The sequence below is a fragment of the Actinoallomurus acaciae genome (assembly GCF_042429965.1).
GTDB classification, from domain to species: domain Bacteria; phylum Actinomycetota; class Actinomycetes; order Streptosporangiales; family Streptosporangiaceae; genus Actinoallomurus; species Actinoallomurus acaciae.
Window position 1 is genome coordinate 1 of the sequence record NZ_JBHLZP010000160.1, and the last position, 19,070, is coordinate 19,070.

17 protein-coding genes and 1 pseudogene are annotated in these 19,070 nt (G+C 69.6%); 8 read left to right on the top strand and 10 right to left on the bottom strand.

The window, feature by feature from the left end:
- Nucleotides 1–123 precede the first annotated feature (123 nt).
- A pseudogene (locus ACFFNX_RS21660) lies at nucleotides 124–1,076 on the bottom strand (IS481 family transposase).
- An 89-nt stretch (nucleotides 1,077–1,165) separates the two neighbouring features.
- Entirely contained in the window at nucleotides 1,166–2,929 is a 1,764-nt protein-coding gene (locus ACFFNX_RS21665) for a serine/threonine-protein kinase (protein WP_378205086.1), read from the bottom strand.
- 127 nt (nucleotides 2,930–3,056) lie between these two features.
- Between ACFFNX_RS21665 and ACFFNX_RS21670 the strand changes: the two genes are divergently transcribed.
- Together ACFFNX_RS21670 and ACFFNX_RS21675 are read left to right on the top strand one after the other, a co-directional pair.
- Complete coding sequence (locus ACFFNX_RS21670) at nucleotides 3,057–3,776, top strand: Clp protease N-terminal domain-containing protein (RefSeq protein WP_378205089.1); 720 nt, start codon at nucleotides 3,057–3,059, stop codon at nucleotides 3,774–3,776.
- A gap of 60 nt (nucleotides 3,777–3,836) precedes the next feature.
- Entirely contained in the window at nucleotides 3,837–4,958 is a 1,122-nt protein-coding gene (locus ACFFNX_RS21675; protein ID WP_378205091.1) for a 5-methyltetrahydropteroyltriglutamate--homocysteine S-methyltransferase, read from the top strand.
- Between the two features lie 78 nt (nucleotides 4,959–5,036).
- On the opposite strand, the gene ACFFNX_RS21680 is transcribed toward ACFFNX_RS21675, so the two are convergent.
- A complete protein-coding gene (locus tag ACFFNX_RS21680) occupies nucleotides 5,037–6,446 on the bottom strand; it encodes an FAD-dependent monooxygenase (protein WP_378205094.1) in 1,410 nt (469 codons plus the stop codon).
- Between the two features lie 34 nt (nucleotides 6,447–6,480).
- Here ACFFNX_RS21680 and ACFFNX_RS21685 point away from each other — a divergent pair, with 34 nt between their 5' ends.
- A complete protein-coding gene (locus ACFFNX_RS21685; protein ID WP_378205097.1) occupies nucleotides 6,481–7,122 on the top strand; it encodes a TetR/AcrR family transcriptional regulator C-terminal domain-containing protein in 642 nt (213 codons plus the stop codon).
- 18 nt (nucleotides 7,123–7,140) lie between these two features.
- Here the strand turns inward: ACFFNX_RS21685 and ACFFNX_RS21690 are convergent, their stop codons facing one another.
- On the bottom strand, nucleotides 7,141–7,275 hold the full coding sequence (locus tag ACFFNX_RS21690; protein ID WP_378205100.1) for a hypothetical protein: 135 nt from the start codon (nucleotides 7,273–7,275) through the stop codon (nucleotides 7,141–7,143).
- Nucleotides 7,276–7,561: 286 nt separating this feature from the next.
- On the opposite strand from ACFFNX_RS21690, the gene ACFFNX_RS21695 reads away from it, so the two are divergent.
- From ACFFNX_RS21695 to ACFFNX_RS21705, 3 genes are all read left to right on the top strand, one after another.
- Nucleotides 7,562–9,073 carry a PA0049 C-terminal domain-containing protein gene (locus tag ACFFNX_RS21695; RefSeq protein WP_378205103.1) on the top strand — a complete coding sequence of 504 codons (1,512 nt, stop codon included), beginning with the start codon at nucleotides 7,562–7,564 and terminating at the stop codon, nucleotides 9,071–9,073.
- Nucleotides 9,074–9,296: 223 nt separating this feature from the next.
- Nucleotides 9,297–10,214 (top strand): DNA-processing protein DprA, encoded by a 918-nt coding sequence (locus tag ACFFNX_RS21700; RefSeq protein ID WP_378205106.1) that lies wholly within the window; start codon nucleotides 9,297–9,299, stop codon nucleotides 10,212–10,214.
- Between the two features lie 175 nt (nucleotides 10,215–10,389).
- Nucleotides 10,390–10,965 carry a hypothetical protein gene (locus tag ACFFNX_RS21705; RefSeq protein ID WP_378205109.1) on the top strand — a complete coding sequence of 192 codons (576 nt, stop codon included), beginning with the start codon at nucleotides 10,390–10,392 and terminating at the stop codon, nucleotides 10,963–10,965.
- A 244-nt stretch (nucleotides 10,966–11,209) separates the two neighbouring features.
- Here the strand turns inward: ACFFNX_RS21705 and ACFFNX_RS21710 are convergent, their stop codons facing one another.
- Nucleotides 11,210–12,346 carry a helix-turn-helix domain-containing protein gene (locus tag ACFFNX_RS21710; protein ID WP_378205111.1) on the bottom strand — a complete coding sequence of 379 codons (1,137 nt, stop codon included), beginning with the start codon at nucleotides 12,344–12,346 and terminating at the stop codon, nucleotides 11,210–11,212.
- A gap of 44 nt (nucleotides 12,347–12,390) precedes the next feature.
- Complete coding sequence (locus tag ACFFNX_RS21715; protein WP_378205114.1) at nucleotides 12,391–13,113, bottom strand: hypothetical protein; 723 nt, start codon at nucleotides 13,111–13,113, stop codon at nucleotides 12,391–12,393.
- A gap of 130 nt (nucleotides 13,114–13,243) precedes the next feature.
- Between ACFFNX_RS21715 and ACFFNX_RS21720 the strand changes: the two genes are divergently transcribed.
- Together ACFFNX_RS21720 and ACFFNX_RS21725 are read left to right on the top strand one after the other, a co-directional pair.
- A complete protein-coding gene (locus tag ACFFNX_RS21720) occupies nucleotides 13,244–13,642 on the top strand; it encodes a PPOX class F420-dependent oxidoreductase (RefSeq protein WP_378205117.1) in 399 nt (132 codons plus the stop codon).
- A gap of 342 nt (nucleotides 13,643–13,984) precedes the next feature.
- Nucleotides 13,985–14,569, top strand: a complete 585-nt coding sequence (locus ACFFNX_RS21725) for a GNAT family N-acetyltransferase (protein WP_378205120.1) — start codon at nucleotides 13,985–13,987, stop codon at nucleotides 14,567–14,569.
- Between the two features lie 15 nt (nucleotides 14,570–14,584).
- On the opposite strand, the gene ACFFNX_RS21730 is transcribed toward ACFFNX_RS21725, so the two are convergent.
- From ACFFNX_RS21730 to ACFFNX_RS21745, 4 genes are read right to left on the bottom strand one after another with little or no spacing between them, the layout of a single operon-like run.
- Nucleotides 14,585–16,015, bottom strand: a complete 1,431-nt coding sequence (locus ACFFNX_RS21730; RefSeq protein ID WP_378205123.1) for a gamma-aminobutyraldehyde dehydrogenase — start codon at nucleotides 16,013–16,015, stop codon at nucleotides 14,585–14,587.
- 39 nt (nucleotides 16,016–16,054) lie between these two features.
- Nucleotides 16,055–16,861, bottom strand: a complete 807-nt coding sequence (locus tag ACFFNX_RS21735; protein ID WP_378205126.1) for an ABC transporter permease — start codon at nucleotides 16,859–16,861, stop codon at nucleotides 16,055–16,057.
- Nucleotides 16,862–16,916: 55 nt separating this feature from the next.
- The gene (locus tag ACFFNX_RS21740; protein ID WP_378205129.1) at nucleotides 16,917–17,807 is read right to left on the bottom strand and encodes an ABC transporter permease; all 891 of its coding nucleotides are present in this window, start codon (nucleotides 17,805–17,807) and stop codon (nucleotides 16,917–16,919) included.
- Nucleotides 17,808–17,817: 10 nt separating this feature from the next.
- Nucleotides 17,818–19,020 (bottom strand): ABC transporter substrate-binding protein, encoded by a 1,203-nt coding sequence (locus tag ACFFNX_RS21745; protein WP_378205132.1) that lies wholly within the window; start codon nucleotides 19,018–19,020, stop codon nucleotides 17,818–17,820.
- Between the last annotated feature and the right edge of the window lie 50 nt (nucleotides 19,021–19,070).

Sequence of the window (19,070 nt, forward strand, 5' to 3'; positions counted from 1 at the left end):
CCAGCGCATCCTCGCCCTCAACACCGCCATCTGGCACAACTGGCTCATCGACGCACCCGTCAAACGATCACTCACCACCTACGACCACTAACCACCAGCCCACACACAATTCCCATCAACGATCTAGGTGTTCTGTCCCGTGAGGTTGGGGACGCGGCTGGCGGGGGACGGCCGCCTAGCGCGGTGGTGATTGTAGATGTGGAGCCAGTCGGGGAAGGTTTGGCGTCGTTCGGTTTCGGTGTGGTGCGGTAGGGGCGGGCGTAGGCCTGTTCTTCGAGCAGAGTGTGGTTGAAGCCTTCGACTTTGCCGTTGGTTTTGGGCCGGTAGAGGCGGGTGCGTTTGCAGATGATGCCGACGGTGGTCATGGCATCGCGTCAGGGTGTGGATGTGTAACACGGGCCGTTGTCGATGATCACTCGCTGAACGGTGATGCCGCAGGAGGTGAAGAACGCCTGGGCGCGCCTTTAGAACGCGGCGGCGGTGTGTCTGGTCTCCCCCGGGCAGGATTTCGCTGCAGGCCAGGCGGGAGCGGTCATCGACAGCGGTGTGGAGGCAGCGGTACCCGGCGCCCGAGTGGATTTTTGCGTCCCTTCGGGGCGGCCCAGGACCTCGTGCCCGCCCCCGCCGGGGACAGCTTCTTGATGTCCACATGCGCCCGCTCACCCGGCGCGGCGCGCCCATAACGGCGGATCACACGCCCGGTGACCCGGTCCATCCCATTCAGCCCGTTGAAGCGGTAGCGGACCAAGACCCCGCGCACCGTGGCGGGATTCAACCGCAACAGGCCCACGGCCCCCAGCAGCGGGCCACCCGGACCTTGATGATCCGCCGCTCGGCCCGGGTGGGGTACGCCCGGGAACTGATGTGCGGACCGCTGGACCGGTCGACCATCCCGGCCTCCCCGGGAGGCGCGGTAGCGGTCCGCCCACCGTTTCGCGGTCGCGGGTGAGACCTGGAAGCGTTCGGCGACCCAGCCGGTAGGACCAGCCATCCTCAACAACACAACGGGCCAGGCGCAGACGCCCGGTCTCGGTCAACGGTGCGGCACGAGGGCCTTCCTGATCGCCGGTGCAGATCTCCCAATCCACAAAGAGCCACAAGGCCCTCACCTACCTCAAGACCATCCACCCCATGTCGCCATCACCAACCTCCACGGACAGAACACCTAGCGGCAGGTGTTGTCGTTTTGCGGCCGTTTTCCGGGTGGGCAGGTGTACGGGCGGATGGTGCCGATGACCTTCTTGATCTCCTCGCTGGAGACCTGCCCAGAGACGTCCCGGTCCGCGAAGACGGTGAAGAAGGTCGGGCCGGACGACGATCCGGGCACCGACGTCATGGCGATCGTCTCGACCGTCGCGTGTGGTGGGGTGCAGGCGTCGCCGCCGGGGGCGGTCGTCACCGAGACGGTGGTGTAGGCGGCGTCGATGCCGTTGAGCGTGATGTTTCCGCCCTGGCCGGTGCTGACCGTCGGCGGGCGGGGATGTGCGCCGGCTCCGCCGTAGGCGGCGCTCGCCCACTTGCGGGCCTCGTCGGCGGCCGCGTACTGCAGAGTGCCGAGCTGGTCCTTTGACGGCTTCTGGGCGGACAGCATGCCGCCGCGCAGACCGGCCGCGGCCGACGTGCACTTGCCCCTGTCGATCTCGGCGACGCCCTTCTCGGCGGCGAGGATGTTCTTCTTCGCGTCCGGGAACCAGATCACGTAGTCGGGACCCTTCACCGTCCAGGTCGGCGGCGCGTCGTAGGCGATCCCGTACTGCGGGGCGAGCATCGTCTTCCAGCCGGGGACCAGCGGGCCCGTCTCCGCCTGCGGTGTCCGGCTGACGGTGCTCGGGGTCGGGGTGGGGCCGGGCTTCGGGGGCGCCTTCTTGTCCCAGGTCAAAGCGACGGCCGTGCCCGCGGCGAGCACCACGACCGCGACGCCGATCCCCGCGACGACACCGGCGCGGCGGCCCCGCTTCGGGCGCGAGGGCTCGACGGTCGCCGGTGGCCGGTCCTGACGGGTCGCCACGTCGCTCTGGAGACGGTGGCCCGGTCCCCAGTCGGCGGTCGTCGCCGTCGACACTGTCGATGACCCCGGGTCCGGTTGGCCGCGCAGAGCGGCGACGACCGCGGCGGCGCTCTGCGGCCGTGCGGCGGGGTCCTTCGCGAGCAGGTCGAGCGTCAGGCGGTCGAGATGCTCCGGTACGTCGGGCCGCCGTGACCGGGGCGGGGCCGGCGCCTCGTTGAGGTGCCGGTACATGATCGCGGCGGGGTTGTCCCCCGAGTCGAACGGCGGCGATCCGACGAGCAGCTCGTACAGCACGCAGCCGAGCGAGTACAGGTCGGATCGCGCGTCGAGCCGCTCCCCGCGGAACTGCTCGGGCGCCATGTACAGGGGCGTGCCGATGAAGCTGCCGGCGGCGGTGAGCTGCGTCCCGTCGCTGAGCCGGGCGATGCCGAAGTCGCAGAGCTTCACCCGCCCGTCGTCGAGCAGGAAGAGGTTGGCGGGTTTGATGTCGCGGTGGACGATGCCGCGCGAGTGCGCCGCCGCCAGCGCGTCCGCCGCCTGCGCCGTCAGCGAGACCACCGACTCGATCGGCAGCCCGTGGGGCTCCCGCGCGAGGACGGTCCCGAGATCACGGCCGGTGAGGAGCTCCATCACCAGGAAGATCAGCTGCTCATGCCCGTCCCGGTGCTCGTCGATGTCGAACGTCACCGTGATGCCCGGGTGCTGGAGCGCCGCCGTGGTCTCCGCCTCCCGGCGGAACCGTTCGACCGCCGACTCGTCCGCCGCCAGTTCGGCGGGCAGAATTTTGATCGCCACCGGCCGCCGCAGCCGCAGGTCGACGCCACGCCAGACGTCTCCCATGCCGCCCGCACCGATCGGCTCTTCCACTCGGTAGCGGCCGCCGAGTTCCAGCCCGATTTCGATACTCGACTTTCTGCGCACGATTCGACATTCCACCAGAACATCGGCGCCGCCGTGGTATAGCCCCCGAAAATGCTGATGGGGTTATATCAAAGTAACCCCACTAGGGTTATCGTTGCCGCACCTACGGATTCGAAGGGACGGCGTGATGCCGAAGATCAATGTCTACCTGCCCGATGACCTGGCCGAAGCGGTCAGGGACTCGGGGGTGCCCGTGTCCGCGATCTGCCAGCGCGCGCTGGACCAGGCGGTCCGCCGGGTCAACGCCATCCGCTCGGCGGTCCTCAGCGACACCGGCCCCGAGGACCTGGCCGCACGCCTGCCGAACTTCACCGAACGGGCGCGCACCACGCTCCGGCTCGCCGTACGGCAGGCCCGCGAGCAGGGCGCACCCGAGGTCGGGACCGAGCACCTTCTCGGCGGGCTGCTGGACGAGGGCGGCAACATGGGCCTTCAGGTCCTGCGGGTGCTGGAGATCGAGCCGGACCGGCTGACCCGCGAGCTGGCGCACGTCTCGCCGGCCGTGGCCGCGGAGGAGGCGGGGCGGCGCTTCAGCGGACCGGCCGCGAACGCGCTGGAGCTCACCGCCACCGAGGCGGTCGGCATGCAGCACAACTACATCGGCTGCGAGCACCTGCTCGTGGGGCTGGCGCAGGAGCCCGACGGCACGGCGGGCAAGGTCCTGCGCTCACTGGGCGCCGACGCCCGCGCGGTGCGGCGTACGGTCAGCGCGGCGGTCGCCGGCTACGCCCACCTGCGCACGCAGAAGTCGGCCGTCGATCCACAGGCGGCGCTGGCGGCGGCCGTCCGCAAGGAGATCGAGCCGCTCATCCGCCGCATCGAACGGTTGGAGAACGCGGCACAGTGACTCGACGGTTCGGCGCGGGCGGAGCAGACTGATCAAACCGTCAACCATCTGGAGGCGACGATGCCGGCTCACGCGAAGCCCCCGTTCCGCGCCGACCACGTCGGGAGCCTGCTGCGGCCACCGGAACTCCTGCGCGCCCGCGACGATGCGGCCGCCGGGCGGATCACCGCCGAGGAGCTCCGGGCCGCCGAGGACGAGGCCATCCGCGCCGTCGTGGCCATGCAGGAGGAGGTCGGACTGCAGACGGCCACCGACGGCGAGTTCCGCCGTACGACGTGGCACATGGACTTCATCTATCAGCTCGGCGGGATCGACCCGGCCCCCGGCGGGCAGATGCGGATCCACTTCCGCAACGAGGCCGGTGAGCTGAACTTCACCTCGGCCGCGCTCAGCGTGCACGACCGGGTCCGGATCGACCACACGATCTTCGCCGACGACTTCCGGGCGCTCCAGGGGTACGTCACGAAGAACACGCCGAAGCTGACCATCCCCTCCCCGAGCATGGTCCACTACCGCGGCGGTCCCGCGTCGATCGACCCGGCCGTGTACCCGGACGTGGAGGAGTTCTGGTCCGACCTGAGCGCGGCATACGCCGAACAGGTCCGCCGCATCGGCGAGCTGGGCTGCACGTATCTGCAGTTCGACGACACCAGCCTCGCGTACCTGAACGACCCGGCCCAGCGCGCCGAGATCGCGGCGCGGGGCGACGACGCCGAGCACATGCACCTGCGGTACATCAAGCAGATCAACGCGGCCCTGGCCGACCGCCCGGAGGGCATGACGATCACCACGCACATGTGCCGGGGCAACTTCCGCTCCTCGTGGGTGGCCTCGGGCGGCTACGACTTCGTCGCCGAGGCGCTATTCGGGGAGCTGAACGTGGACGGCTTCTTCCTGGAGTACGACGACGCGCGGTCGGGTGGGTTCGAGCCCCTGCGGTACGTGCCTCGCGGCAAGAGGGTCGTCCTGGGCCTGGTGACGACGAAGCACGGGGAGCTCGAGTCGAAGGACGCGCTGAAGCGGCGCATCGAGGAGGCGTCGAAGCACATCGACGTGGACCAGCTGTGCCTGTCCCCGCAGTGCGGCTTCTCCTCGACGGTGGAGGGCAACGTGCTGACGTACGAGCAGGAGGTCGCCAAGCTCCGTCTCATCGTCGAAACGGCCGCCGAGGTCTGGGGCTGACACCTCGACTCGGCGTACGGCTGGAATCGGGCCGCGCCGCCGCCTTTACACAGTAAGGTAAGGTCATTTCGCACGATGTCAACGCCAGGGTCGCAGGGCTGTGGACAACGCTTCCCGGCCCAGCGACTCCGTCCAGGCCGGGTGCCCGTCGGGCCTGATCAGCAGCGGTTCTCCGGATCCCTTGAGCTCGCGTACGGAGCAGCCGTCCACCGGCCCGCCCGAGGCATCGGCCAAGATCGGGCGGCCGGTGCGAAGGTGCTCGAACAGCCGTGTCCCGTCGGGCAGGTCCCGGTCGGGTACGCGCGGTCCGAGCCCGTAGGAGATGTCCAGCCCTGTGATCATCATGGCGATCTTCCGATTCGCATCCGGCGTCGCGAGCATGTCACCCACGTGCGCTCGAAGCGCGTCCACCTGCGCGCCGGGTGCGCTCAACGCGCCCTGTGCGCGCGTGTTCGACAGCACCCGAGCGCCCACGGGGTGCCGTTCCTCGTGGTACGTGTCGAGCAACTCCTCGCCGGCGCTCCCCCGTACGACGAGCGCCAGCTTCCAGCCGAGGTTGAACGCGTCCTGCAGCCCGGTGTTCAGCCCCTGGCCGCCGGCCGGCGAGTGGACGTGCGCCGCGTCCCCGGCCAGCAGCACACGCCCGGAGCGATAACACGCCGCCTGCCGCGCGACGTCGGTGAACCGCGAGATCCACCGTGGACCGTGCATCCCGAAATCGGTGCCCGCCACCCGGATGAGCATCGCCCGCAGATCTTCGAAGCCGATGGCCGTCGAGTCGGCGACGGTCACCCCGGCCTCGTCCACGATCACCCGCCGCCACCCCTCCTCGAAGCCGAGTACCGAGAAGTTTCCCCGCGGCGTTCGCTGGAGCAAGAACCGCTCCGCGGGCGGGTCGGCGAGTTCGACGTCCCCGAGGATCGACGTGGTGGTCGCGGGCGTACCCGGAAAGTCGATGCCCGCCAGCCGGCGCACCACGCTGCGGCCACCGTCACAACCGACCAGATAACGCGTCTCCACGGGCCCGGTCGTGGTCTCGACCACGACCGGCTCCGCGGCTGCCGACGCCGCCCCTGGGCGTAGGCCCGTCACCTCGACCCCACTGCGGATCCGCACGCCCAACTCCCGGGCGCGAGCCTCGAGCAGCCGCTCGATCCGGCGCTGAACGATCACCAACAGGAACGGATACCGGGTCGGCAGCCCCGACAGGTCAAGCGGCAGCCCGGCGAAGCGCGCGCCCGGCAGCGGACGCCCCTCGGCCAGGAACGGGTCGAGCATCCCTCGCTGATCGAGCACTTCCAGCGACCGCGGATGCAGCCCGCCCGCCCTCGAGTCATGCGTGGACCCGGTCCGCCTTTCGAGCACCAGCACGTCCACCCCGGCCAGCCGCAGCTCACACGCCAGCATCAGGCCGGTCGGGCCGGCACCGGCGATGACCACGTCTTCCATGATCGCCCCTAACAACATTAGAGAAACCTCGAACGCCATTAGGGATAGCTCTAACGATGCTAGATTGTCAACCGTGCCCATCACTCCCGACCTGATCGCCCGGGCCGGTCTTCGGCTGCTGAACGACGTCGGCCTGGACGGCCTGACCATGCGGATGCTCGCCAAGGAGCTGGACGTCCAGGCGCCCACGCTCTACTGGCACGTCAAGAACAAGCACGAGCTGCTCGACCTGATGGCCGGGCTGATCACGGCCGAGGCGGCCGACGGCATCGAAGGTCCTGGCCGCAACGAGACCTGGCAGCAATGGATCGCCGGCCTCGCACGCAGAATGCACGACGCGATGCTTCGCTACCGCGACGGCGCCAGGGTCGCCGCCGGGTCCTACTCGACGGGCCCGTCCATCGGGCGGACGCTCGAACTGGTTCTGCGTACGCTCACCGACGCCGGCTTCTCGACCACCGAGGCGGTCCGCGCGTTCCCCGCAGTCCTGCACTACGTCGTGGGCTTCACGATTGAGCAGCAGGCGCGTAGGGGCGAGGGTTACGAAGGCCCCAACCCCTACGCGCAGCAGATGACCATCGACGAAACCCGGTATCCCCTGACGGCAACCGTGACGAAGGAGCTCCACGCCGCCGACAGCGACGACAATTTCGAGTACGGCCTGCGCATCGTGCTGGCGGGCATCGAGGCCGTTCGTCGGGAGGTCAGCGGATAACGCCGCGGCCCGGTCCGGCTAGCCTGCTCGCGTCTCCACCTTGGTTCTCAGCCGGGAGAACGCGGCGACGCCGAACACCGTCGCCACGCTCAGGACCGTGGCTCGATCGCCGACGGTGGCCAGTGCCGTACCGCCGAGAAGTGAGCCGAGCACCGAGAAGGCCCCGAAGGCCGGCAGAAGGGTGACCAGCAGCGGTGCCGAAGGAGCTGATGGTCGCCGCGCACCAGTAGCGGGTGAACGGCATCGGGCGAGCCGCCGCCGATGAACTCCCGCCCACCTCAGACCCCCTTCGGCTCGCGACCATCGGGCCATGTGGACACTCTCGATCTTGCTACTTGTCAGATCGTAGACTTGACGGATTGTTCAACGATTTTTACAGTCGAAACCGGTTGCAACGTCTCATTCCTTATAAACGCCTCATTCCTTAAAGAGGAACAGGATGAAACTCCCCAGCATCCGGTACGGAGCCGTCGTCGGCGTCCTCGCCGTGCTCTCGGGCGTCTCCCCCGGCACGGCTTCGGCCTCGGCGTCGGCCGGCGCCGGAGGGTGCGTCGGCTCCACCGCGCCACTGTCGGTCGAGGAGAGCCGGCTGTCCTGGGTACTGCCCGACAACGACGATCCGTCGACTCCGCAGCCCACCTCGTTCTCCGCGCAGATGATCAAGGGTGGCGGCTTCCAGGGCTACGGCCCGGAGCTCACGCGGCGGCTGTGCCGTACCCGGAGCCTCACGGCCGCGACGGCGCTGGTGAAGAGCCAGGGCGAGGCGCTCTGGCGAGCGGCCGTGGCCCGCGCCCAGCGGAAGGGCCGCGTGACGGGCACCCTCCCGTACAGCGACGACCGCCCGCTCTACTGGACGCGTCTCCAGTCGACCGCCACCCTGCGCCGCTGGACCCCCGGCTTCCCCCTGTCCGGCGCGCAGCGGTCCGCGCTGATCACGACGTACGACCGGGCGTCCCGCGGCATGTTCGACATCGGGTTCCCCGCCGGCAGGGGCGTACGGCGGGTCATCATGAGCGGCTTCGACCCGTACACGCTGGACGGCGGCACCACCGGCAGCGCCCCGGGAACGGTGGGCAACAACATCCGGCACGGCAACCCGTCCGGAGCCACCGCCCTCGCCCTGGACGGCACCACCTACCGGACGAAGGACGGCCGGACCGCCGAGATCCAGGCGTACACGCTTCCGGTCAACTACACCGGGTTCCAGCAGGGGTATCTGGAGGACACCGTCGGGCCGTTCATGCGCCCCGGCCCCCGGCGGGTCGACGCCTCGATCACGGTGAGCCAGGCCGGCGACTCCGTGTTCGACCTCGAACAGTGGAACGGCCGCTACCACGGTGTCTCGCCGGGCAACGACCACAGCCAGCCCTGCCCGGCGGTGGGCGGCGTGCCGCAACTCGCGGTCGATGACCACGGCTGCGACTCCGCGGTCGTGGACCGCTGGGGCGGCCCGAAGACCTTCAGCCTGACCGATCCTCCGCAGTGGACCACCACCACACTGCCGATCGCCCAGATGATCCGCGCGAACACGGGCGCCTCGATCCCCCGCCCGCCCGGCGACGAGTGGCCGGACCCGTCGGTGGCGTTCGGCGTCGTCTGGCACACGAACTACACCGAGTTCCCCGACTGCGGTTCCACGCGGCAGGTGACCCGCAACAACCCGCCGCCGACGGACTACCCGCCACCGACCGCGCCGACGCCGCCGGACCCGGGCTCCTGCTCGTACAGCGGCGGAGGCGGCAACTACCTGTCCAACGAGAGCGCCTACCGCAACACGCTGCTACGCGACCGCATGGGCCTGCACATCCCGGCCGGCCACATCCACACACCGGACATGCAGCGCTTCGAGACGCCGTTCAAGGTGAGCGACACGACCTTCGACACCTGGCGCCGGGCCATCGTCGCCCAGGCGAGCAACCTCATCCACGTCGTCGCGGACAACGCCGGCTGACCCAAGTCACGGCAATGGCGCCCCGTCGATAACGGCGTCCGCCGAACTCCGGGTGGAACCGGTAGGACATCGCCGACATGGGCGGTCAGGCCATGGGAGGACTTATAGAGGCTGGCGATATTGGGAGCCTCCGGCTCTTGTGGGCAACGGCTCCGGCAGCCGTATGCTTATTCGGCCGCCTCGCCCTGCGGCTTCCCGAAGAGACCCCGATACGATCGGTGACATGCATCCGAAGCTGCGAGAACGAGCAGCTCTCGTGGCATTGCTCCAGCAGCCGAGAGCGCGCTGGCATGAGGTGGCCCTCGATGTCCTCGACGCGGAGAGCGCCATTGACGTGCTCGAACACCGACTCGGGATGCAGGACACTCTGTTTCCAGAGGTCCAGGCGGTCGAGTCCGCGATCGAGGCGGCGGCCCGGCAACTCGCGGAATGGGCGGATGCCGGCATCGGTGTGCACGCCTTCTTCGATCGCGATTATCCGGCTCAACTACGCGACATCCACGAAATGCCCCCTGTGCTCTTCACCCGGGGTGCGCTCCATGACGATCCTCGCGCCATCGCGGTCGTGGGCACGCGCCAGGCGACCGCGCAGGGTTTGAAGATCGCAACCGTTGTCGCGTCGGCACTGGCCCGAGACGGCATCACCGTGGTAAGCGGGCTTGCGAAGGGAATCGACACCGCGGCTCATCAGGCGGCCCTTTCCGAAGGAGGCCGTACGGTCGCGGTGATCGGCACCGGTATCAACCGCGCGTACCCACGGGAAAACGCAGAGCTTCAGGAAACTATCGCCAGAAAGGGCCTGCTGATCAGCCAGTTCTGGCCGGACTCTCCTCCCACCAAACAGAGCTTCCCCATGCGGAACGCCGTGATGAGCGGCTACTCGGCCGCCACAGTGGTGGTGGAGGCACCGGCGCGGAGCGGGGCCCGCATCCAGGCACGGCTCGCTCTCGCGCATGGACGACCGGTCATCATGCCGCGCGAGCTGCTCGTGAACGACTGGGCGCGGGAGTATGCGGAACGTCCCGGAGTGCACATCGTGCACGGTGTCGATGAGATACTGCGCGTCACCAACGATGTGATCGCGGAACTCAACACCGGGCCCGATGCACTGCCGGAGGCGCCGAACCTTGCCTGGGCATGACCCATGGGCGACGCAGCGGACACGAGTCAAGCAACGTAGCGGATACCTCCGGAACCCTCTGCCGGCAGGTCCTGGGGTCTGTTATGTCTGTCGCGGTCCCGCTGCCACGCCTCACACGCGCTGCCTCCAGTGCGAACAGCACTTCCGTGCCGCGGACGGGCGAACGGCCGACGTCATGGTGCCGATCTCCTATGCCGTCAAACGCGAGCAGCACGCCTTCAGCCTGGCGTCCTACAAGAGGCGGCCCGGTTCGGACACCGTGCGCGCGGATCTGCTCGCTCTCATCCAGGTCTTCATCGCCGATCACGGCCGTTGCCTGCTGAAGGCCGGCCGAGTCTCGACGTTCGACGGCGCGGTCGTGGTGCCGAGCACGCGTAACCGCCCTGGACCACATCCACTTGAACTGCTGGTCGGCACCCGGCTTCGGCTTCCCTGGCTGCGGATGACCGCGAACACGAAGATCGCGCCGGAGAGCCGTATGTTCCACGCGGACCGGTTCTCCGTCGACGAACCCGCCGGGAAACTCGATGGAGCCGCGGTCCTGGTACTCGACGACACCTGGACGACGGGTTCGCGCGTCGAGTCCGCCTCGTACGCGCTGCGTGCCGCAGGGGCCTCCATAGTGGTCGCCGTCGTGCTCGGCCGGCATGTGAATCCGGACTGGGAGCCGTGGCAGCCGCTCCTGAAGACGGTGAAGAAGACGCCCTTCGACCTGGATCGGTGCGCAGTGCACTCCGGCCGGGCCGGCTGACCTCCGCAGGCGAGAACGTCGCCACGGAAGTACCTACGGCGAGCGTGAGGAACCCAGGCGGGCTCACACGGCGACCGTCGAGGTACGTACACCCGACATGGCGGCCACCTCTGCCGGAAAGCCGGGTATCGAGATCCGCACGACCGCACCGATGGTCGAACGTTCTCCCAGAAGCGGACCGGCGAGTTCCTCCGGAGCGGGGGCCTTGTCCGCGGGCGCGGCGACGCTCCGGCGGCGAAAGCCGTCAGTCCGGGAGGTCCGGGACGAGCGTCAGGCGGGGGCGGTCGGCGGTCACGTGGCTCAGCAGTTCCCTGACCTCCGTGTACGGGAGGTTCAGCCGGGCGGCGAGGGAGTGCTCGGTCAGGCCGTGTTCGGTCCCCAGCGCCACCGCCTCGGCGAGGACCGCGGGCCATTCCGTCGGGTAGTCGGCTCTCGGCTCGTCTCGGCGCCAGCCCAGCCGGGTCAGGGTCACCTGGGCCCGGCGGTACAGGTCGTCGCCGATGCGGTTCAGCTCCCGGCTGCGGCGCAGCAGCGCCTGCACCGACACACCCCACGCGCGCTGGATCTCCAGCAGGCGTGCGAAGTCCAGGCGCGTCGGCAGCAGGTCGGCGATCTGCGGGGCCGGGGTGAGGAACTCGGCGGCGAAGCGGTTCGCCTCGTGCTCGTGGCTCCGGTCGCCCGGCTGGGCCTCGTCGTGGAGCAGCAGATGGCCGAGTTCGTGGGCGGCGCTGAAGCGGCGGCGCAGCGGGTTGCCGCGGTCGCGGGACAGGCAGATCAGCGGCCGGTCCAGGCCCGACGGGCGGCAGGAGAACGCGTCGATCCGGTCGCCCGCGCCGAACCTCGCCATGCTCACCACCGCCCCGTTGGCCTCCAGCAGGCGCACCAGGTGGTGGACCGGGCCGGCGGGCAGTTCCCAGGCGGCGCGCAGTTCGCGGGCGGCGCTCTCCGGGTCGCGGCCGAGGCGCGGGAGTCTCGGCGCCGGGAGGCGTACGACGGTCTGGATCTCGCGCACCGCCTCGGCCAGATGGCTCATGGTGGCCCGCGCCTGCCGGCGTTCGTACACCCGTGTCGTACGGAGGCTGCGGAAGTGGGCGGCCTCCTCGGCGACCGGGAGCACGGGGCGGCCCGCGGCGAAGTAGCCCACCGGCAGGCCCAGCTCGGCGGCGAGCCGCGTCAGGGTCGCCTCGGTGAGCCGCGCCTGCCCGCGCTCGAAACGGGTGATCGCGGCGGCCGTCACGCCGACCCGGGCGGCCAGGTCGCGCTTTGTCAGTCCGCTCCGCTCGCGCGCCAGGGTGAGCCGGGCCGGGTCGAAGGCGTCGGCGACGCCGGAGGCCGGAACCGCGGACAGGTGCGGCTCACCACCACCGCGTCGGGTGTCCACGTACGGCCTCCTCCGTCCCCTTTCTTCACCGGCGGTCCCTCACCTTAGCCATCCGTCCCGGTCGACTCCGGGAAATCCACGCCGTCGTCGATGAGGCTCAGGTCGAACTCCGGTGGCGGCGGAACGTCCGGCTCCTCCACCGGGGACGGGCCCGATGGCAGCCCGTACGGATGGCGGCCCGCCTCCACGTCGAGTTCGACGAACCGGTCCTCGTGCCAGTAGACGAGATCGCCGTACAGGCGAGGCGACGCGAGGAACGCCCGGACCAGGCCCTCGTGCCGGTTGCCGGCCCAGCCGAGCACGACGACGTTCGACAGCGGCACCGCGGGCAGTCCCTCGTACTCCAGCATCTGCTGGCCGGGCGGCCCGCCGCCGACGATCCGTGAGCGGATGCCGGTCTCGTCGGTGACCGGCAGGCCCTGGTGCCGGTCGTCGCGCGTACGGCCGTACCGCCAGGGGTAGATCAGCCAGTTGCCGGTCACGACCGTGAACGGCGTGCCGAGCCGGTCGGTGGGCAGATGGACCTTGGCGCGGGGCAGCCGGTCCTTGACGATCCGGCCGAAGGTCTCGCAGAGGCAGTGGTAGCGGTCGGTGCCGTACGTGGTGTCGTTCGTCCAGTCGGCCAGGCGGAACCGCCACAGCGCCTGCCAGTGCGCGTAGTGCAGGCAGGGCACGGCGTATGTCGTGAGCACCCGCGCCGTACGCGGGCCGAGGAGAGCGCCGAGCCAGTCGCCCGGGGTGGCCTCGGAGGTCGCAGGGAGGGACACGCGCCGGCCTCCTTCACTTGATCTTTTCTTGGCGGGCACCAGACTTCCACTTGATCTCCGGCGGGGCCACCAGCACCCCCGGCGTTTCGCCACACCGCGTACGCGGCCGCTCCGGCGATAACGTGGGCGGATGACCCACGACAGGCTGAGCGCGGAGGCGACGGAGTTCTTGCGCGAGCGGCACCTCGCGACGCTCAGCTCCCTGCGTGCCGACGGGTCGCCGCACGTGGTGCCGGTCGGGTTCACGTGGGACGCCGACCGGCGGCTGGCCCGCGTGATCACCGACGGCGGCAGTGTCAAGGCGAGGCTCGCCGCGGACGGCGGGCGTGTGGCCCTGTGCCAGGTCGAGGGCCGGCGCTGGCTCACGCTGGAGGGTACGAGCGCGGTCAGCTCCGACCCGGCACGCGTGTCCGAGGCGGTGGCCCGGTACGCCGAGCGCTACCGCACGCCGCGGGAGAACCCGACACGCGTCGTCATCGAGATCGCCGTGGACCGCGTGCTGGGCTCATCCGGCCTGCTCTCCACCTGACCGCCGATCCGGCGATCGCACCGCCGCCACGGCAAAGCCACCTCGGCGACGGCCGGTGGGATCACCTCACGCGACCGGCCGCCGGCCTAGGACCTGTCTCGAGGTGGTCAGGTCGTGGGTTTTCCACAGCCGTGCGTGTGGTCTTCTTTTGGTGTGTGGGGTGGCTTGACAATGGAAGTGGGGTCGGCGCCCCCTGGGAGGGCGGGGAGTGCTGGGAGGGCGGGGCTTCGGAACACGCCCTGCGTTCTCCTCGAAGGACCCGGCGGGACGGAGTGATACTGGCCGGATGCGGCGATCATGGACGGACCATCCACCGCTGATCGCTGTCTAAGCTCTGCGGACATGAGCGATCAACTGCGGCTGCGGCCGGTGGCCGAGGAGGACCTCGCGGTGATCGAACGGCTCACCGGCGACCCGGAGGCCGCGGGAGAGCATGGCTGGCACGGGTGGTTCGACCCGCGGACGTACCGGCGGCGATGGGAGGAGACGGGGCTGCTCACCGACGACGGCGGCATGCTGATGGTCGTCGGCCCGGCCGAGCCGCTCGGCTTCGTGCAGTGGCGCCGGCAGCGGACGAACCGCGTGTCCCACTGCTGGAACATCGGCATCAGGATGCTGCCCAAGGTGCGCGGCCTGGGGTACGGCACGGAGGCCCAGCGGCTGCTCGTCGACTACCTGTTCGCCCACACGCAGGTCAACCGGGTCGAGGCGGTGACCGAGATCACCAACACCGCCGAGCAGTGGGCGCTCAGCAAGGCCGGTTTCACCCGGGAGGGCGTGCTGCGCGGCTACGAGTTTCGCGGCGGCGCATGGCATGACGCGGTGATCTACAGCGTCGTGCGCGAGGACCTCGGCAAGGAACGCGGCGACATGACGGTCCTGCGCCCTTCGCGCCGCGGCCAGGACGGCCCGCGGCGCGACGGGTAGCGGTCTTCCCGGGGCTCAGGCCTCGATGTTGGACATCACGTGCTTGATGCGCGTGTAGTCCTCGAAGCCGTACATCGACAGGTCCTTGCCCTGGCCGGAGTGCTTGAAGCCGCCGTGCGGCATCTCGGCGACCAGCGGGATGTGCGTGTTGATCCAGACGCAGCCGAAGTCGAGCCGCCTGGCCATGCGCATCGCGCGGCCGTGGTCGCGGGTCCACACCGAGGAGGCGAGGCCGTAGCGCACGCCGTTGGCCCAGCGGACCGCCTCGTCCTCGTCGGAGAAGCGCTGCACGGTGATGACCGGGCCGAAGATCTCGTCCTGGATGGCCTCGTCGTCCTGGCGCAGCCCGGACACGACCGTGGGCTCGTAGAAGAAGCCCTGCTCGCGGGCGCGCGAACCGCCGGTGCGCACGGTGGCGTGCGACGGCAGCCGGTCGACCATCCCGGAGACGCGGTCGAGCTGGTCGGCGTTGTTCAGCGGGCCGTACAGCACCTCCTCGTCGTCCGGCAGGCCGGTCCTGGTCTCGGCGGCGACCGCGGCGAGGGCCTCGGCGAAGTCGTCGTGCACGCCGGGGCCGGCGAGCACGCGCGTCGCCGCGGTGCAGTCCTGGCCGGCGTTGAAGTAGCCCGCCTCGGCGATGGCCGCGGCGGCGGCCTCGACGTCGGCGTCGTCGAACACGACGACCGGCGCCTTGCCGCCGAGCTCGAGGTGGACGTTCTTCAGGTCGTTCGCGGCCGAGCGCGCCACCTCCATGCCCGCGCGGACCGACCCGGTGATCGAGACCATCTGCGGCGTCGGGTGGTCCACCAGGAGGCGGCCGGTGTCACGGTCGCCGCAGACGACGTTGAACACGCCCGGCGGCAGGAACTCCGCCGCGATCTCCGCCATGAGGGAGGTCGTGGCGGGTGTCGTGTCCGAGGGCTTGAGCACGACCGTGTTGCCCGCCGCGATGGCCGGCGCGTACTTCCACACCGCCATCATCATCGGGTAGTTCCACGGCGTGACCTGGGCGCACACGCCGACCGGCTCGCGCCGGACCATGGAGGTGTGCCCGGCCATGTACTCCCCCGCCGACCGGCCCTCCAGGACGCGCGCCGCACCGGCGAAGAACCGGATCTGGTCGACCATCGGGGGGATCTCCTCCGAGGCCGTCAGGCCGAGCGGCTTGCCGGTGTTCTCCGACTCCAGCGCCACGAGCTCGTCGGCGCGGGACTCGATGGCGTCGGCGATGCGCAGCAGCGCGAGCTGTCGCTCGGCGGGCGTCGTGTCGCGCCAGCCCTCGAACGCGGACGCCGCGGCGTCGAAGGCGGCGTCGACGTCGGCCTGGCCGGAGACCGGGGCCGTGCCGAACGCCTCACCGGTGACCGGGCTGATCAGGTCGGCGGTACGTCCGTCGGCGGCGTCGGAGTACGAGCCGTTGACGAAGTTGCGGACGGTGCGCTTCATTGCGTCCTCCCTTGGTGAACGTGGACGGCGCCGGCGCCCCTAGATGGCGCGGGTGTCCCCGGAGATGCGCTGGGCGATGTAGACGGGCACGACCGACAGCACGATGAGCGCGGCGGCCACCACGTTGACGATCGGTGCCTGGTTGGGCCGGAAGAGGTTGTTGAAGATCCAGATGGGCAGCGTCTGCACGCCGGCGCCCGCCGTGAAGGTGGTCACGATGATCTCGTCGAACGACAGCGCGAACGACAGCAGGCCACCGGCCAGCAGCGCGGAGCGGAGCAGAGGGAACGTAACGTACCGGAAGGTCTGGAACGTGTCCGCGCCGAGATCGGCCGAGGCCTCCTCGACGTTGGTCCCCATCCGCCGCAGCCGCGCCAGGACGTTGTTGTAGATGGTCACGATGCAGAACGTCGCGTGGCCGATGACCACCGTGAACAGTCCGAGCTGGATCCCCAGCGGCGACAGCACCGTGCGGAACGCGTTGTTGAGCGCGATGCCGGTGACGATGCCGGGCAGCGCGATCGGCAGGATGACCAGCAGCGACACGGTCTCCCGGCCGAAGAACCGGTACCGCTGCACGGCGAACGCGGCCATCGTGCCGAGCACGCAGGCGATCGCCGTCGCCCCCAGCCCGGCCTTGACCGAGGTCCACAGCGCCGACCGCACCCCGCCGTTCTGCCAGGCGCGCGACCACCACTCACCGGTGAACCCGCTGGGCGGCCAGCCGAACGTCTCGTCGGCGTTGAAGGAGTTGATCAGTACGACGAGCAGCGGCACGTAGATGATCGCGAGCCCGACGATCATCGCCACCCGCAGCGCGATCCGCGTGCCTCGAGACAGATTCACGAGACCTCCTTCGTCGGCAGCGGGGACCGGCTGCCCTGCCGGCCGGTTCGCCCACTCACAGATTCTCCAGGGCGCCGGTACGGCGGACCGCGAGGAGGTAGATGACCATGATGGCCACCGGGATGGTCGCGACCGCGGCGGCGAACGGCAGGTTGTTCGCCGTACCGACGTTGTCATAGACCACGTTGCCGATCAGCTGGCTCCGCCCGCCGACGATGCGGACCGCGATGTAGTCGCCGAGCGACAGCGAGAACGTGAAGATGGAGCCCGCGACGACCGCGGGGAAGACCGTCGGCCACACGACCGTACGGAACGTGCGGAAGGAGCGCGCGCCCAGGTCTCCGGCCGCGTCGAGCAGGGAGTTCGGCAGCCGCTCCAGCCCCGCGTAGATGGGCAGGATCATGTACGGCAGCCACAGGTACGCCAGGGTGATGGTCGTGGCGAGCAGGCCGTACCCCGGGGCGTGGCCGCCGACCGGCTGCAGGAACCAGTCGAGCACGCCCGAGCCGGAGAACATCGCGCGCCAGGCGTACGCCTTGACCAGGTAACCCGCCCAGAGTGGTGTCAGCACGGCGATGACCAGCCAGCGCTGCGCCCGTGGCGAGGCGAGCTTGGCCATATAGAAGGCCATGGGGAAGGCCACCAGGCTGTCGATGACGGTGACCGCGACCGCCACGCCGATGCTGCGCAGCGTGATGGTCCGGTAGACGCTCTCGTTCACCAGGTCCTGGAAGTTGCCCAGGTCGAAGACCTTCACCACATTGCCGGTGAACTCGTTCGTGGTCCAGAACGCGGTGACGAACAGCGCCGCGAGCGAGCCCAGGTAGGCGATCACGAGCCACAGCAGCGGCACGGACAGCAGACCGGCGAGACGGATCGAGGGACGCCGGTGGAGCAGCCCGGCGAACCGGCGAACCGGCCCGCCGGGCGAGGTGACACTCGTCATCAAGAGCTCGTCAGCCCTTGATCTGCGTCCAGGCCTGCGTCCACTTGGAGTAGTCGACGCACTTGACGTTCTTGCGTCCGTCAAGGCACTGGGAGATCGGGGTGTTCCAGTAGTGCACCTTGCTCCAGTACGGCTCGTCCGCCGCGTGGAAGGTGTCGCAGAACTTCTTGTCGCTGGTCTGCGCGCACGCCTTGCTGTTGGACGGCGCCTCGCCGAACCACTCGGCGACCTGGGCGTTCGCCTTCGGCGAGACGATCCAGTCCATCCACTTGTAGGCGCAGTTCGGGTGCTGGGCCTTGGCCGCGACCATCCAGGTGTCCGACCATCCGGTCGAGCCCTCCTTGGGCAGGGTCGTCTGGACCGGGACCTTGTCGGCGGCCAGGCCGTTCGCGATGACCTGCCACGTGGTGCCGAGGACGGTGTCACCGCTCTTGAAGGACTGCTGGGACTTCAGGTAGTCCGACCAGTACTCGCCGACGTTGTTCTTCTGCTGCTTGAGCAGGTTGACCGCGGCGTCGAACTGCGTCTGGTCCAGCGCGTACGGGTCCTTGATGCCCAGGTTCGGCTGGGTGGCGGACAGGTACAGCGCGGCGTCGGCGATGTAGATCGGCGAGTCGTAGGCGGTGATGTGGCCCTTGTACGGGGAGTTCGCGTCGAAGACCACGCCCCAGGAGTCCGGGGCGGGTTTGACCTTGTCCGTACGCCACATGAGCAGGTTGGCGCCCCGGCCGTGCGGGATGCCGTAGGCGACGCCGTTGACCGAGTTCCACGGCTTCATCTTCAGACCGGCGAAGATGTCCTTGTAGTTGGGCACCAGGTCGGTGTTGACGGGCGCGACCGAGCCGGCGGCGATGAGGCGCAGCGACGCGTCACCCGAGGCGGACACGGCGTCGTACTGGCCGGTCTTCATCAGGTTGACCATCTCGTCGGACGTACCGGCGATCTTGGTGTTGACCTTGCACCCGGTGGCCTTCTCGAACGGGTGGACCCAGTCGACCGACTTGTCGTTCGAGCCGTCCTCGGCGTAGCCCGCCCAGGCCACGAGGTTGACTTGCCCTTCGCCTGGACCGAGGGACTTCAGCGCGGGGATCTTCGGAGGTGTGAAGCCGGCGACGCTGTCGCCACCGCCCTTGGAGCTGTCGCTGTTGCCGCAACCGGCCGCCAGCAGCGAAACGGCAGCCATCGCGACGACCGCGAGGCGCGTGAACCGCATGGGGAACTCCGATCAGGATGGGGGGTATCGGGTGAGGGAATTCCGGTAGA

Excerpts from the sequence above, each read along its gene's own strand:
- ACFFNX_RS21725 (WP_378205120.1), top strand. The coding sequence starts at position 13,985 with ATGAGCGATCAACTGCGGCTGCGGCCGGTGGCCGAGGAGGACCTCGCG.
- ACFFNX_RS21680 (WP_378205094.1), bottom strand. The coding sequence starts at position 6,446 with ATGGCGTTCGAGGTTTCTCTAATGTTGTTAGGGGCGATCATGGAAGAC.
- ACFFNX_RS21740 (WP_378205129.1), bottom strand. The coding sequence starts at position 17,807 with ATGACGAGTGTCACCTCGCCCGGCGGGCCGGTTCGCCGGTTCGCCGGG.
- ACFFNX_RS21670 (WP_378205089.1), top strand. The coding sequence starts at position 3,057 with ATGCCGAAGATCAATGTCTACCTGCCCGATGACCTGGCCGAAGCGGTC.
- ACFFNX_RS21705 (WP_378205109.1), top strand. The coding sequence starts at position 10,390 with ATGGTGCCGATCTCCTATGCCGTCAAACGCGAGCAGCACGCCTTCAGC.
- ACFFNX_RS21730 (WP_378205123.1), bottom strand. The coding sequence starts at position 16,015 with ATGAAGCGCACCGTCCGCAACTTCGTCAACGGCTCGTACTCCGACGCC.
- ACFFNX_RS21700 (WP_378205106.1), top strand. The coding sequence starts at position 9,297 with ATGCATCCGAAGCTGCGAGAACGAGCAGCTCTCGTGGCATTGCTCCAG.
- ACFFNX_RS21745 (WP_378205132.1), bottom strand. The coding sequence starts at position 19,020 with ATGCGGTTCACGCGCCTCGCGGTCGTCGCGATGGCTGCCGTTTCGCTG.
- ACFFNX_RS21695 (WP_378205103.1), top strand. The coding sequence starts at position 7,562 with ATGAAACTCCCCAGCATCCGGTACGGAGCCGTCGTCGGCGTCCTCGCC.
- ACFFNX_RS21720 (WP_378205117.1), top strand. The coding sequence starts at position 13,244 with ATGACCCACGACAGGCTGAGCGCGGAGGCGACGGAGTTCTTGCGCGAG.
- ACFFNX_RS21675 (WP_378205091.1), top strand. The coding sequence starts at position 3,837 with ATGCCGGCTCACGCGAAGCCCCCGTTCCGCGCCGACCACGTCGGGAGC.